We start from the raw sequence: 13,022 nt of genomic DNA, 5'->3' as shown, positions 1-13,022 counted from the left end.
CTAACTATCCGCGCGGTAGTCGGTGAGCGGACGGAAGCGCCACGCGCACAAGGTCTCTGCGGTCCGTCGAGCGCACCGAATTCGGCGACCGGAGCGCGGCGGCCCGCCGGGCGCCGGTGCGGGATCGACCGTGCGGCGATGGTCGACGGTACGCTCGCGCTGTGGATGGAGTGGATGTCATCGTGGCGAACTGGGCGGTCGCCCGGCCGGAGCTCGATGTGTCGGCGCTGCGGGTGTTCGGCCGTCTGCATCGCAGCTTTCTCGTGTACAAGTCCTCGATCGCGGCGACCTTCGAGCGCTACGACATCACCGATTCCGGATTCGACGTGCTGGCGTGCCTGCGCCGCGCGGTCCCCGATCACCGGCTCACCGCCGGGCAGCTGGCCGAGCAGACCCTGGTGACCACCGGCGGGCTGTCGCTGCGGGTCAAACGGCTCGAGGACGCCGGGCTGGTGACGCGGACGCGCGACGCCCAAGACGCGCGCATCGTCTATGTCGAGATGACCGCGAAGGGCCTCGGGCTCGTCGACGTGGTCGCCGACGAGCACTTCGCCGCGCTGCAGGCCATGCTGGCCGGGCTCGACCAGTCGGAAGTGGACGAGCTCGAGGTCCTGCTGGAGCGTCTCGAAGGGTCAGCGCGGGCGGCGCGACCCGACGCGGTGGCGTCCGAGGCCGGTCAGATCTCCTGAGTCCCCGACCGGACTTCGCAACTTTTTTCTGCGGTCAGTGATGGGGGTCACTACCCCTGTGACCTGCGTCTCCCCTGTTTCCGGGCGATGAAATAGCGGTTACAAGCTTCCCGTCTGCGGTTTCTCTCGTTGACGTCTTAGCGCTAAGCGATTACAAATGCCTTAGCGCAAAGATATCTCCGAGAGAAAGCACCCCATGACACTCGCCACCAATCCGCCCGCGGCACTCGGCGTCGCCGCGGACGATCTGCGTGATCGCATCCTCGTCGCCGGTCGGTGGACACAAGGGCGCGGCGACCGCATCGAGTCGGTCGACCCGGCGACAGGACGGGTGTTCGCCACCCTGCACGCCGCGACCACCGAGGACGTGGACATCGCGGTGCGCGAAGCCGCGGCGGCGGTGCGGACGAGCGGCTGGGACCGCATGCTGCCGCACGAGCGCGCCGCCGTGCTGCACCGGATCGGGAACGCGATCGAGGCCAACCGCGACCGCATCGCGGCGCTGCAGACCCTCGACACCGGCAAGACGCTCACCGAGACCCGCGCGCTGACGACCAGCGCCGCCAACACCTTTCGCTACATGGCCGCCGCCGCGGAGACCATGGACGCCACTCTGACCACGCCCCGCGGACCGTGGCTGACGATGTCGACGCACCGCCCGATGGGCGTTATCGCGGCGATCACACCGTGGAACTCCCCCATCGCCTCAGATGCCCAGAAGCTGGCGCCCGCACTGGCGGCGGGCAATGCCGTGGTCAGCAAGCCGCCGGTGTGGGCGCCCTGGGTCACGCTGTTGCTGGCCCGGCTCTGCGCCGAAGCCGGTTTGCCGCAGGGCATCCTGTCGGTGCTGCCGGGGCCGGGCCGCACCGTCGGGGAAGCGCTGGTCGAGCATCCGGACGTGGCGAAGGTGACGTTCACCGGCGGGACCTCGACCGGTCGGCGGCTGGCGCATCTGGCGGCCGAGAAGCTCATGCCGGTCACCCTCGAGCTCGGCGGCAAGTCACCGACGATCGTCTTCGCCGACGCCGACCGCGAACGGGCCCTGCGCGGCGTTCTCTACGGCATCTTCTCCTCGAGCGGCCAGAGCTGCATCGCGGGGTCGCGAATCTTCGTGCAGCGCGCCATCTTCGACGACTTCACCGATGAGCTCGTCGAGCGTGCCGCACGTCTCCGGCTGGGGCCGGGCACCGATCCGCGCACCGACATCGCGCCGATGATCGCTGTGCGGCACCGTGATTCGGTCGCCCGGATGGTCGAGGACGCCGTCGCCGCCGGTGCGCGGGTCCGCTGCGGGGGCGCGGTGCCCACCGAGGCGCGGCTGGCCGAGGGCGCCTACTACCCGCCGACCGTTCTCACCGATGTCGGCAACGACGCGCGCATCTGCCAGGAAGAGGTGTTCGGTCCGGTCGCGGTGGTCCTGCCGTTCGACGACGAGGACGACCTGATCGCGCAGGCCAACGACACCGTCTACGGCCTGGCCTGCGGGGTCTGGACCCAGGACTATCGGCGCGCGCTGCGCGTCGCCGACGCGGTCGCTGCCGGGACGGTCTGGATCAACACCTACAAGCAGTTCTCGATCTCGACCCCGTTCACGGGGCTGCGCGACAGCGGCCTCGGGACCGAGAAGGGACGCGACGCCGTCCGTCAGTACTGCGAGCAGAAGAGCTATTACCTCGATCTCGCCGATCAGCCCCTGACCTGGGGAACCCATCCCGCGGAAGGACTTTCATGACTCAGCTCATCGATTCGGGCACCGGAGCGGCCCATCCCTACAGCCCCGCCTTCGTGGCGGGCGGCTTCGGCTTCGTCTCCGGCGCGCTGTCGGTCGACGCGGACGGGCGCGCGGTCGACGGTGTCGAACCGGCGCTCGAAGCCGCGATCGCCCGGCTGTCCGAACGCCTCGCCACCATCGACATGACCCTCGGCGACGTGGTCAAGACGACCTACTTCGTCACCGACGTCACGCTGCGCGACGCGGCGAATCGCCACTACGAGCGCGTCTTCCGGACGCCGCGGCCCGCGCGGTCCTTCGTCGAGGTGGCCGCACTCCCCTACGGCGCCACCGTCGAGATCGAAGCCATCGCCCACCGGGCCTGACCCGCACCTTCCGTCGAATCATCCACTCCGCCAAGAGAAGAGGACATCCCATGAGCGCACCCGAGCAGACCACCACCGACCTCGACGCCCTGATCGACTCCTGCATCGCCAGCCGGGACACCCGCCACGAGGACTGGGACACCCTGGGTTTCCAGGCGGCCAAGGGCGGTGACCGGTTCAAGCGCGCCCAGATCCGCTATGTCGGTTCCGGCGCCACCGGCAATCACGAGGGCGACGCACGCGCACTGCAGGCCGAGCACTTCACTTTCTCCAACATGCGCCTGCCCGCGGGTGCGGTGGGCCCCGAGCACACCCATCACGACGTGGAAGAGGTCTTCTTCGTGCTCGAGGGCGAGCTCGAGGTGGCCGTTCACGATGTCGAGGACGGCACCAAGAAGGTCGTGCGCCGGCTGGGCTACCGCGATCTGATCCGGGTTCCGGCGGGGGTGCCGCGCAGCCTGGCCAATGTCGGCGACACCGACGCGCTGTTCTGCGTGGTGATCGGCGCGCCCAAGCCGCAGCTGCCCACCTACCCGCCGAGCTCGGAGATGTACGGCGTCACCCGCTGAGCCAGCGGCGAACTCGACCACCGGAAGGAGCAGCGATGTCGAACGCGACCCGACGGCTGCGCGTGCATCAGAAGACCTGGGAGGCGCACGGCGTCACCAGCCTCACCCTCGTCGACCCGAGCGGTGCGGCGCTGCCCAGCTGGTCCCCCGGCGCGCACATCGCACTGCATCTGCCCAACGGGCTCGTTCGCGAGTACTCGCTGTGCTCGGATCCCGCCGACGACAGTCGCTGGTCGGTCGCCGTGCTGCGCACCGAACAGTCCAGGGGCGGCAGTGTTCTCGTCCACGACGGTCTTCCGGTCGGCGCCGAGCTCGATGTGGAAGGGCCGCGCAACGCGTTCGCCATCGATGAGTCGGCCGGAGCGCACATCCTGGTCGCCGGTGGTGTCGGCATCACGCCGATCGTGGCGATGATGCGCGAGCTGGCACGGACGGGCCGCCCCTGGCGGCTGCTCTACGCCGGGCGTTCACGCCGATCCATGGCCTTCGTCGACGAGGTCGCCGCCCACCCCGCCACCGCGGTGATCCATGCCGACGACGAGCACGGCGGTCCGCCCGACCTCACCGCGGTGCTCGGGTCGGCGTCCGGCGATTCGGTCGTGTACTGCTGTGGGCCCGCGCCACTGCTCGACGCCGTCGCCGCGGCGGTTCCCGACGGTGTCACCGTCCGGACCGAGCGGTTCGCGGCGCCCGTCGCGACCGGAAACGAGGCGGCGGGGTCGGCCTTCGACGTGGTGCTCGAGCGCAGTGGCCGCCGGATCCCGGTCGGGGCCGAGCAATCGGTGCTCGACGCGCTCGTCACCGCCGGGGTGGACGTGCCCAGCTCGTGCACCGAGGGGATCTGCGGCACCTGCGAGGTGGGCGTCGTCAAAGGCGACGTGGACCACCGTGACTTCCTGCTCGGCGAGGCCGAACACGCGGCGAACCGCACGATGTTCCCCTGCGTGTCCCGGTGTCGCTCGGCCGAACTCGTTCTCGATCTCTGAAATGGACCCGACAGTGTTGACCCATCACCTCCCGCCGATCAGCGCCGAGCCCGTCTGCACCCTGCGGGCGCTGCGCGCGGTGACCCTCACCGTTCCCGATCCGGCCGCCTCCCGCGACTTCTATCACGAGGTCTGGGGCCTGAGCACCGTCGACGAGGACGACGACCGCTATTGGTTGCGCGCGACCGGCACCGCGCACCACGTGCTCGGTTTGCAGCGCGGCGACGACAACGCGCTCGGCCGGATCAGCTTCGCGCTGGCCACCCCGCGCGAGGTCGACGAGGCGGGACGGGCGCTGGAACGCCTCGGCATCCCGATGCTGCGGCCGCCCGGTCTGCTCGACGACGCGGCGGGCGGGTACGGGCTGCAGCTGGTCGATCCCGAGGGCCGGGTGATCGAACTGTCGGCCGACACCTACGCGGTCTCGGAGCTGGAACCCGCTGGGCGACGGGCGATTCCGCGCAAGATCGCGCACGTCGTGCTCAACACCACCGACATCGAGCGCACCGCGGCGTTCTACACCCAGGTGCTCGGGATGAAGATCTCGGACTGGTCCGAACGGCAGATGACATTCCTGCGGTGCAACTCCGATCATCACGTCATCGCGCTCAATCAGGCGCGGTGGCCCTCGCTCAATCATGTGGCCTACGAGATGTCGTCCATCGACCACTTCATGCGCGGTATCGGGAATCTGCGGGCGCACGGGATCGCGCCGCAGTGGGGGCCGGGCAGGCACGGACCCGGGGACAACACGTTCTCCTACTTCACCGATCCGGCCGGGCTGGTCTGCGAGTACACCTCCGAGGTCGCCCAGATCGACGAGGACGCGTGGCTGTGCCGGACCTGGCGCCGCACGCCGCAGCTGTCGGATCAGTGGGGTACCGCGGGGCCGCCGACGACGACCGTGCGCACGGCGATGGCCGGGGTGCCCGATCTCGGTGCGCGTGCACTCGTGGTCCCGGGGCGGGGCGACTACTTCTATGGGGCGCCGATTCCGGCGGATGCCGCATGATCGCCGTCGCGCCGACGGTGCGCTCGATCGGCGGTCTGGTGATCCATGGGTACGGCACCGAATCCGTCGGGCACCCCGTCGTCGTACTGCTGCACGGCATCGGTGGGTCGGCGGAGTCATGTGCGCCGGTGGCCCGGCTGCTGGCCGAGTCCGGGCTCGCGGTGTGGTGTGTCGATGCCGCCGGATACGGCGATTCCGCGGATCCGGGACCGGACCACGATGTCGTCGGTGACGCGCTGCGGGTACTCGACGCAGTGTCACCCGACCGCCCGGCCGTGCTGTTCGGCACGTCCTGGGGCGGTGTGGTCGCCATGTCGGCCGCGCTGCGCCGACCGGACCGGGTCGCCGCACTCGTCCTGGCCGACAGCACGCGCGGATCGGGCACCGACGGCGCCAAGGCCACGGCGATGCGCGCCCGGATCGCCGAACTGGCCGAGCACGGCGGGGAATTCGTCGCCGCAGCGCGGGCACCACGGTTGACCGGGCCGAATGCCGATCCTGATGTGGTTGCGGCAGTCCATGCATCGATGCACGCACTGCGCCTATCGGGCTTCGCGGCCGCTGCCGAATTCATGGCGTCGACCGATCTCGGACCACACCTGGGCGAAATCGCCTGCCCGACCCTGGTTCTGGTGGGCGAGCACGACATCGTCACCGGGGTTGAGGAGTCGCGCCTGCTGGCCGAGCACATCGCCGGCGCCCGGCGCGATGTCACCGTCGGCGCGCGACACCAAGTCACCACCGACACACAGCACCACGCCATCGCCGGCACCCAGCACGAAGTCACCACCGACGCACGGCGCCAACTCACCACCGACGCACGGCGCCAACTCACCACCGACACAGGGCGCCAAGTCACTGCCGACGCACGACACCATGTCATCGCCGATGCCGGACACGTTGCCATCCAGGAGCAGCCACAGCTGGTCGCCGAGTTGGTCGTGCGCTTCGTCGGGGAACTGTCATGAGCGCCGGGACCGTCGTCGTCACCGGGGCCGGGCGGGGGCTCGGGTTCGCGATTGCCGAACGGCTGTGCGTCGAGGGGCATCGGATCGTCGTCGCCGAGCGCGATCCCGACACCGCGCACGCGGCTGCCGAGGCACTGACCGGTGCGGGGCACGATGCGCGGGCGGTCGTCACCGACATCGGCGATCCGACCTCGGTGCGCGCCCTGGCCGAGCGGCTCGACGGCGATCGGGTGGTCGGGTTGGTCAACAATGCCGCCATCGCGGATGGTGTCGGCGGCCAGACGTTCTTCGAGCTCCCGGACGAGGAGTTCGGCCGCATCACCGATGTGAATGTGCGTGGCACGTGGTCGGTCACCAAGTATCTGTGGCCCGCCCTCTCGGCCACGGGTGGCGCGATCGTCAACATCGCCTCCGATGTCGCCATGTACGGGTCGCCGCGCCTGGTGCACTACGTGTCGTCGAAGGCGGCAGTGATCGGCATGACCCGGTCCATGGCTCGCGATGCGGGCCCGTACGGCGTGCGGGTCAACGCGGTCGCGCCCGGGCTGGTCCGGGTGGAGGCCACCGCGGGCATTCCGGACTCCCGCTACCAGCTCTACACCGACGGTCGCGCGCTCCCGCGCGAACAGACCCCCGAGGACGTGGCGGGGGTGGTGCGGTTCCTGCTCTCCGCCGACGCCGCGTTCGTCACCGGCCAGACCATCGTCGTCGACGGCGGATTCGTCTTCCGCTGACCTCCGATCCACCGAGGAGTTCCCATGGACTTGCAGTTGCGTGACCGCGCGGTCCTGATCACCGGCGCCAGCTCCGGCATCGGACTGGCGACGGCCCGGCTGCTCGCGCAGGAGGGTGTCCGGCTCGCGCTGTGCGCCAGGGACGAGGAGCGGCTGCGCGCGGCGACCGCCGACCTCGCCGAGCGCACCGAGATCGTGACCGCCGCCTGCGATGTCACCGATCGGGCCGATGTCGAATCCTTCGTGACCGAGGCGACCGCCCGGCTCGGCGGGCTCGACGGGGTGGTGTGCAATGCCGGGCGCTCCCTGATGAGCACCATCGACGACACCACCGACCAGCAGATCCGCGACGAGTTCGAACTGAAGATCTTCGGCGCGCTCCACGTCGTGCGCGCCGCGCGCCCGGCCCTGGCCGCCTCGGACGCTGGTTCGGTGGTGATCGTCAACGCCATCCTGTCGCGGCAACCGGAGTCCCGGCTCGCCGTCACCGCGGCCGCGCGGGCCGGGCTGCTCAACCTGTCGCATTCACTGGCCGCCGATCTCGCGGCCGACGGCATCCGGGTCAACTCGGTGCTGCTCGGCCTGGTCGACACCGGCCAGTGGCAGCGCCGCTACGCCGAGAGCGGGTCGCCGGACGATTTCACCGAGTGGAGCGCCGAGATCGCCCGCGACCGCGGGATCGCGGCACGGCGCTTCGGCACCGCCGAGGAACTCGCCTTCCCGATCACCACCCTGCTCTCACCACGCAACAGCTACACGACCGGCGCGACGCTCGAGGTCGGCGGCGGCGTCCACCGCTACGTCTGACCTCGACGAACCCTCAGGAGCCACCATGAATCCCCCGCCCGATCCCACCCGCCGCACCGGCGGCGACGTGCTCGTCGAGGTGATGCGCCGACACGGCGTCACCACCGCCTTCGGCGTCATCAGCATTCACAATCTGCCGCTCGTCGAGGCCGTCGACCGTGATCTCGAGTTCGTGGAGATGCGCCACGAAGCCGCCGCGGTCAATGCCGCCGACGCCTTCGCCCGCGCCTCCGGCGGCATCGGTGTCGCCCTGACCAGCACCGGAACCGGTGCGGGTAATGCGGCCGGGTCGATGGTCGAGGCGCTCACCGCGGGCAGCCGGGTCCTGCACATCACCGGGCAGATCGACAGCGAGTACCTCGCGCCCGGCCGGCCCGCCCCCAGCCGCGGCGTCATCCACGAATTCCCCAAGCAGGCCCAGCTGCTCGACGCCGTCTCCGTGCACGCCGCGACCATCACCGACGCCAAAGATGTGGAGGCCGAGCTCGAGGCCGCCATCGCGCGGATGCTCACGGCGCCGTGGGGACCGGCCAGCATCGAGTGGCCCAGCGATCTGCAGTATCTGGCGACCCCCGATCAGCAGCGCCCGGCGGCTTGGACGCCGCGCCCAGCGCCCGCACTCGACCCCGACGCTGTCGCGCGGGCCGTCGAACTGTTGCGGGCCGCCCGGTCGCCGCTGCTGTGGCTCGGTGGCGGCGCGGCGAACGCGGCGACAGCGGTGACCGAGCTCGCCCACCGCCTCGGCGCCGGTGTGCTCACGTCCAATTCCGGGCGCGGCATCATTCCCGAAGACGATCCGCTGCTGATCGGCAACTTCGCGACCACACCGCCCGCGCGGGCCCTGCTGGACTCCGCCGATGTCGTCCTCGCGATCGGCACCCACTTCCGGTCCAACGAGACCGCCTCCTACAGCCTGCCGATCACCGCCGACATCGTGCAGATCGACATCGAACCGACCACCATCGGCCGCGTCTACCCGGCGACGGTCGGCCTGGTCGGCGAGGCGGGCGATGCCATTCGTGCCATCAACGCAGGCTTGCACGACGTGCAACCGGACGAGACCTGGACCGCCCGCGTCGAGCAGGTGCGCGACCGGGTCCGGGCCGAACTCACCGACTACATCGGCGGCTACGCCGAGATCTGCCGAGCCATCCGCCAGATCCTGCCCGCCCGCTCGGTGATCGCCCGCGATGTCACCATCCCGTCGAGCCAGTGGGGCAACCGGCTGCTCCCGATCTTCGAACGCGCGACCAACGTGTTCCCTCTCGGCGGCGGCATCGGCCAGGGCCTCGCCATGGGCATCGGGGCGGCGCACGCCCGGCCGGACGTGCCGACGCTGGTCATGGCCGGCGACGGCGGACTCGCGGTCCACCTCGGCGAACTCGCCTCCCTCGCCGGCTCGGGCGCACGCTGCGTCGTCGTGGTGTTCAACGACGGCGGATACGGAGTGCTGCGGAACATGCAGGCGAAGAACGGCTTTCGCCGGGCCGGGGTCGACCTGCACACACCCAGGTTCGACCTGCTCGCCGCCGCGATGGACCTGCCGTACCACCTGATCCAGCGGGTCGAGACCTTCGCCGACGCGCTGACCGCGGCCGTCGACCGTGGCGGACCCGCCCTCATCGAGGTCGACGTGGCCGCGATCGAGCCTGTCCCCGGCGCGTTCGTGCCGCCGGTCCACGTGCCCACCGGGTCGCCGTCATGATCACCCCGGCCCCGGTCCGCTGGTGGGACGACGGCGCGCAGCAGGCGGTACTGGCCGCCGCCGAGCCCACGCACGTGTTCGCCGCGGGCAGCGACGCGGCCGCGGCCATCGCCCTCGCCATCACACATCCCGGCATCGTGCGCAGCCTCGTCATCGCCGATCCCGCAGTCGATCTCGACACGATCGGCCCGCTGCTCGCCCGCGTCACCGTGCCGACGCTGGTCGTGGCCTCCGCCCCCGAACCGACGACCGAGCTCACCGTCGCCCAGCGCCTCGCCGGTGACATCGACAACGCGGTCTTCGTCGTCATCGACGGCTCGCCGCGACCGGTGCACACCGAAAGCCGGGCCTCGTTCGTCGAGTGGACCTCCTCGTTCGTCGCCATCGCCGAGGGCCTGGCCGCCCGCGCCGACACCGTTCTGTGCCCACCCACCCCGCTCACCGAAGGAGTACGCCGATGACGACTCGCACAGCCCGCGAGCCCTACCTCGAGGCCAACCAGACCCATCCCGACCCGATCACGCCCTACGAGCACAAGCTCGCCGGTTCGCTCACCGAGGTCTTCACGGCAGGCGCCCAGACCCTCGATCAGGTGGTCGACGGCCTCAACGGTCTGGGCCTGCACGGGCCCGACGGCGGACCGTGGAACGCCGAGAACTTCCGCGCCGAGATGCGTCGACTGGGAGACTGACATGACCATCGAAGCCACCCCCACCCGCGCGACCGCCCGCCCCGGCGCGCCCACCTTCGCCGTCGGCACCCGCCGCCACCTCGACGCCGACGAGATCGCCGCCACCGGCCTGCGCGATCGGTGGTATCCCATCCTGCCCTCGCACATGGTCGAGCCCGGCGCGATGGTGCCCGTGCGCCGTCTCGAGGTCGACTGGGTGCTGTTCCGCGACGCCCAGGGCACGGTGCACATGCTCGAGGACCGCTGTCCGCATCGCAGCGCGCCGCTGTCGGTCGGCCAGCATCTCGGTGACCGCATCGCCTGCCTCTACCACGGTGTCCAGGTCGACGGCGGCGGGACGGTCGTCGCGGTGCCCGGCATGCCGGGGTGCGCACTGGAGGGACGCCGGGCCACGGTGTCGCTGACCGTCGTCGAGGCCGCCGACACCATCTTCGCGTTCGTCCCGCTCACCGCGGAGTCGGTGCCGACCCCGTTCGCGCTGCCCGACCGGCTCGCGGATCCGGAGGTGTCCTGGTTCCCGAACTACGCCGAGTGGGCCGGACCGTGGCGCTTCTACATGGACAATGTCCTCGACCCGATGCACGGCGCCTTCCTGCACCGCAATTCGCACTCGATGTTCGGCGGCGACATCTCCGCGCGCTTCCGGATCAGGGAGACCGACCGCGGCTTCTTCTTCGAGAAGACCGATCAGCGCGGGGTCAATTTCGACTGGGTGGAGTTCGTTCGCGGTGCGATGGACTACGTCGACCTGGAGATCCCCTACGGCCCGGGCGCCGGACCGGGCGGAGTGTTCGGGATCGTCGGCATGAGCACGCCCGTCGACCGGTCGAGCACGGTGGTGTTCCACTGGCGTACGCGCCGGGTCAGCGGATGGCAGCGCGAGGCGTGGCGGTTCCTCTATCGCACGCGGCTCGAGGAGAAGCACTGGGAGGTACTCGAGCAGGACCGGCGGGTGCTCGAGGTGCTGGCCGCCGATGCCGACCGCGAGGAACACCTCTACCAGCACGACCTGGGCGTCTCGCGAATCCGGCGGCTCTACCGCGCCGACGCGAACGCCCAGGCCGAGACCCTCGCCGGTGCGCGTCGATGAGCGCGCAGGACACGATGCTGCTGACGGTCGTACTCCGGCACGACCAGCGGCAGAACCTCGCGCAGTTGCAGGGGCGGCTCGACGACAACGACTGGTGGCACGGGTTTCCGCCCGCAGGCTGCGAGATCGCGTCCTGGGTCGTGGCCATGGGCCTCGGGCAGATCGTCACCCTGCGGCTGTCCGCGCACCTGCTGCCCGCCGTCAACGTCGAGCTCGAACGCCGCGCCTGGGGCACGTTCGCGACGGACTGCCATCCCAGCTACGACTTCCTTCCCGTCCGCGAACGGCTCACCCGCGAGTCCGACGCGCGCAGGAATTCACTCCCCGCCCGCTGAACGCGGCACAGTTCGACCCATATCGATCAGGCGCGCCACGCGCCGACTACCGTCGAGGACGCCATCATGAGCGGACCATCCACCACCGTCGCCCCGAGCGCTGTCACCCGGCCCCACTGGGTCGTGCTCGCCCTGACCTTCATCGCCGTCGTCCTCGACGGCTACGACACCATTGCCCTGGGCCTGTCGATTCCGGCCCTGTCCAAGGACTGGGGCGTCTCCGCCTCGCACTTCACCCCGGCGCTCGCGCTCACCAGCCTCGGCGTCGCGCTCGGCTACATCGCGGTGGGTCAGCTGGTGGCCCGTTTCGGGTGCCGTCGCGTCATCCTCGCGGCGGTCCTCGTCTTCACCGTGGGGTCGCTGCTCACCGCGTGGGCGTCGTCGATCTGGGAGCTGACCGCCCTGCGGTTCGTCACCGGCCTCGGGCTCGGCGCGGTCCTGCCCGCGGCCGTCGCCCACGCCACCGCCCTCAATCCCGCGCGCCTGCGGCAGTCGATCACCGTGTTCGTGACGATGGGGATCTCGCTCGGCGCGCTGATCGCGGGCCTGCTCGGCAGCAAACTCATCGGCGCCTATGGCTGGCCGTCGGTGTTCGTCGCCGGGGCGATCGCCTCGGCGGTGCTGTTCCCGCTGCTGTGGCTCGGGCTGCCCGACGAGCACGCCGTCCTCGGTACGGTCGAGCCCGCCGCCGCCAAGCACAATGCTTCGGTCGCCCGTCTCTTCGACGCCGGGGTGCGGACCCGCACCGTGCTCCTGTGGGGATTCTCGTTCCTGGTCTTCGGCGTCTTCTACATCTTCTCCTCGTGGCTGCCGACCCTGCTCACCAGTTATGGCTTCACCACCGGGCTGGCCCCGCTCGGGTCCGCGGCACTAGGGGTCGGCAGCATCATCGGCGCCGGCGTGCTCATGGTGGGTGTCCTGCGGTTCCGGATGACCTCGGTCCTGATGATCACCACGATGCTGGCCATCGTGTTCCTGATCGTCTCGGGCTTCCTCGGCGCGGACAAGGCGCTGCTGCTCATCGTGTTCGGTGGGGTCGGGCTCGGGCTGCAGGCCGGGATGATCGGGCAGGCCGCGGTCGCGGTGTCGCTGTACCCGGCCGGGACCGCGGCCACCGGGGTCGGCTGGGCGGCGTCGATGGGACGCATCGGCTCGGTGCTCGGCCCGATCGTCGGCGGTGCCCTCATCGCCCTCGGCACCTCGACGAGCACGATCGTGTTCCTGGCCTGCGTGCCGATGCTCGGCGCGCTCGCCCTCATCGCGGCGCTGGGCCGGATCTCGGCCAGGAAGGTCTCCGACTCGCCCGACCGGGCGGTGGCGGCGGCGATTCGCGGCTAAG

The 13,022-nt window shown here is 70.5% G+C and carries 15 protein-coding genes; all 15 read left to right on the top strand.

The features are described from left to right. Positions 1-161 precede the first annotated feature (161 nt). The 15 genes from ACFVVM_RS04505 to ACFVVM_RS04435 all read left to right on the top strand — a co-directional run bounded on the left by ACFVVM_RS04505 (position 162) and on the right by ACFVVM_RS04435 (position 13,021). The gene (locus tag ACFVVM_RS04505) at positions 162-689 is read left to right on the top strand and encodes a MarR family winged helix-turn-helix transcriptional regulator (protein ID WP_387612884.1); all 528 of its coding nucleotides are present in this window, start codon (positions 162-164) and stop codon (positions 687-689) included. Positions 690-885: 196 nt separating this feature from the next. Further along, positions 886-2,421, top strand: coding sequence for an aldehyde dehydrogenase (locus tag ACFVVM_RS04500; RefSeq protein ID WP_387612883.1), 1,536 nt, complete (start codon positions 886-888; stop codon positions 2,419-2,421). Then, positions 2,418-2,786 (top strand): RidA family protein, encoded by a 369-nt coding sequence (locus ACFVVM_RS04495; RefSeq protein WP_387612881.1) that lies wholly within the window; start codon positions 2,418-2,420, stop codon positions 2,784-2,786. Before ACFVVM_RS04500 ends, ACFVVM_RS04495 begins: the two co-directional genes overlap by 4 nt. Before the next feature lie 50 nt (positions 2,787-2,836). Beyond that, positions 2,837-3,355, top strand: coding sequence for a cupin domain-containing protein (locus ACFVVM_RS04490; protein WP_387612879.1), 519 nt, complete (start codon positions 2,837-2,839; stop codon positions 3,353-3,355). A gap of 35 nt (positions 3,356-3,390) precedes the next feature. Beyond that, entirely contained in the window at positions 3,391-4,341 is a 951-nt protein-coding gene (locus tag ACFVVM_RS04485) for a PDR/VanB family oxidoreductase (RefSeq protein ID WP_387612877.1), read from the top strand. 1 nt (position 4,342) lies between these two features. Beyond that, on the top strand, positions 4,343-5,353 hold the full coding sequence (locus ACFVVM_RS04480) for a VOC family protein (RefSeq protein ID WP_387612875.1): 1,011 nt from the start codon (positions 4,343-4,345) through the stop codon (positions 5,351-5,353). Beyond that, positions 5,350-6,321, top strand: coding sequence for an alpha/beta fold hydrolase (locus ACFVVM_RS04475; RefSeq protein WP_387612873.1), 972 nt, complete (start codon positions 5,350-5,352; stop codon positions 6,319-6,321). Before ACFVVM_RS04480 ends, ACFVVM_RS04475 begins: the two co-directional genes overlap by 4 nt. Further along, positions 6,318-7,055, top strand: a complete 738-nt coding sequence (locus ACFVVM_RS04470; RefSeq protein ID WP_387612871.1) for an SDR family oxidoreductase — start codon at positions 6,318-6,320, stop codon at positions 7,053-7,055. Before ACFVVM_RS04475 ends, ACFVVM_RS04470 begins: the two co-directional genes overlap by 4 nt. A gap of 24 nt (positions 7,056-7,079) precedes the next feature. Next, positions 7,080-7,862, top strand: a complete 783-nt coding sequence (locus ACFVVM_RS04465; protein WP_387612869.1) for an SDR family oxidoreductase — start codon at positions 7,080-7,082, stop codon at positions 7,860-7,862. A gap of 25 nt (positions 7,863-7,887) precedes the next feature. Beyond that, positions 7,888-9,567 carry a thiamine pyrophosphate-binding protein gene (locus tag ACFVVM_RS04460; RefSeq protein ID WP_387612868.1) on the top strand — a complete coding sequence of 560 codons (1,680 nt, stop codon included), beginning with the start codon at positions 7,888-7,890 and terminating at the stop codon, positions 9,565-9,567. Then, positions 9,564-10,028, top strand: a complete 465-nt coding sequence (locus ACFVVM_RS04455; RefSeq protein WP_387612866.1) for an alpha/beta fold hydrolase — start codon at positions 9,564-9,566, stop codon at positions 10,026-10,028. Before ACFVVM_RS04460 ends, ACFVVM_RS04455 begins: the two co-directional genes overlap by 4 nt. Beyond that, entirely contained in the window at positions 10,025-10,258 is a 234-nt protein-coding gene (locus ACFVVM_RS04450; RefSeq protein WP_387612864.1) for a recombinase-like helix-turn-helix domain-containing protein, read from the top strand. The genes ACFVVM_RS04455 and ACFVVM_RS04450 overlap by 4 nt, the downstream gene beginning before the upstream one ends. Before the next feature lies 1 nt (position 10,259). Beyond that, positions 10,260-11,348, top strand: coding sequence for a Rieske 2Fe-2S domain-containing protein (locus ACFVVM_RS04445; RefSeq protein ID WP_387612863.1), 1,089 nt, complete (start codon positions 10,260-10,262; stop codon positions 11,346-11,348). Further along, entirely contained in the window at positions 11,345-11,683 is a 339-nt protein-coding gene (locus ACFVVM_RS04440; RefSeq protein WP_387612862.1) for a hypothetical protein, read from the top strand. Before ACFVVM_RS04445 ends, ACFVVM_RS04440 begins: the two co-directional genes overlap by 4 nt. 66 nt (positions 11,684-11,749) lie before the next feature. After that, complete coding sequence (locus ACFVVM_RS04435) at positions 11,750-13,021, top strand: MFS transporter (RefSeq protein ID WP_387612860.1); 1,272 nt, start codon at positions 11,750-11,752, stop codon at positions 13,019-13,021. Position 13,022: the final 1 nt, after the last annotated feature.

This window comes from Nocardia sp. NPDC058176, from assembly GCF_042883805.1.
Taxonomy (GTDB): Bacteria; Actinomycetota; Actinomycetes; order Mycobacteriales; family Mycobacteriaceae; genus Nocardia.
The sequence above is the reverse complement of the archived record's forward strand: the minus strand, read 5'-3'. Positions and strand labels throughout refer to the sequence as shown.

What these genes read in the sequence shown, in the direction of transcription:
- ACFVVM_RS04500 (WP_387612883.1), top strand. Translation starts at nt 886, where the DNA reads ATGACACTCGCCACCAATCCGCCCGCGGCACTCGGCGTCGCCGCGGAC.
- ACFVVM_RS04495 (WP_387612881.1), top strand. Translation starts at nt 2,418, where the DNA reads ATGACTCAGCTCATCGATTCGGGCACCGGAGCGGCCCATCCCTACAGC.
- ACFVVM_RS04490 (WP_387612879.1), top strand. Translation starts at nt 2,837, where the DNA reads ATGAGCGCACCCGAGCAGACCACCACCGACCTCGACGCCCTGATCGAC.
- ACFVVM_RS04485 (WP_387612877.1), top strand. Translation starts at nt 3,391, where the DNA reads ATGTCGAACGCGACCCGACGGCTGCGCGTGCATCAGAAGACCTGGGAG.
- ACFVVM_RS04480 (WP_387612875.1), top strand. Translation starts at nt 4,343, where the DNA reads ATGGACCCGACAGTGTTGACCCATCACCTCCCGCCGATCAGCGCCGAG.
- ACFVVM_RS04475 (WP_387612873.1), top strand. Translation starts at nt 5,350, where the DNA reads ATGATCGCCGTCGCGCCGACGGTGCGCTCGATCGGCGGTCTGGTGATC.
- ACFVVM_RS04470 (WP_387612871.1), top strand. Translation starts at nt 6,318, where the DNA reads ATGAGCGCCGGGACCGTCGTCGTCACCGGGGCCGGGCGGGGGCTCGGG.
- ACFVVM_RS04465 (WP_387612869.1), top strand. Translation starts at nt 7,080, where the DNA reads ATGGACTTGCAGTTGCGTGACCGCGCGGTCCTGATCACCGGCGCCAGC.
- ACFVVM_RS04460 (WP_387612868.1), top strand. Translation starts at nt 7,888, where the DNA reads ATGAATCCCCCGCCCGATCCCACCCGCCGCACCGGCGGCGACGTGCTC.
- ACFVVM_RS04455 (WP_387612866.1), top strand. Translation starts at nt 9,564, where the DNA reads ATGATCACCCCGGCCCCGGTCCGCTGGTGGGACGACGGCGCGCAGCAG.
- ACFVVM_RS04450 (WP_387612864.1), top strand. Translation starts at nt 10,025, where the DNA reads ATGACGACTCGCACAGCCCGCGAGCCCTACCTCGAGGCCAACCAGACC.
- ACFVVM_RS04445 (WP_387612863.1), top strand. Translation starts at nt 10,260, where the DNA reads ATGACCATCGAAGCCACCCCCACCCGCGCGACCGCCCGCCCCGGCGCG.
- ACFVVM_RS04440 (WP_387612862.1), top strand. Translation starts at nt 11,345, where the DNA reads ATGAGCGCGCAGGACACGATGCTGCTGACGGTCGTACTCCGGCACGAC.
- ACFVVM_RS04435 (WP_387612860.1), top strand. Translation starts at nt 11,750, where the DNA reads ATGAGCGGACCATCCACCACCGTCGCCCCGAGCGCTGTCACCCGGCCC.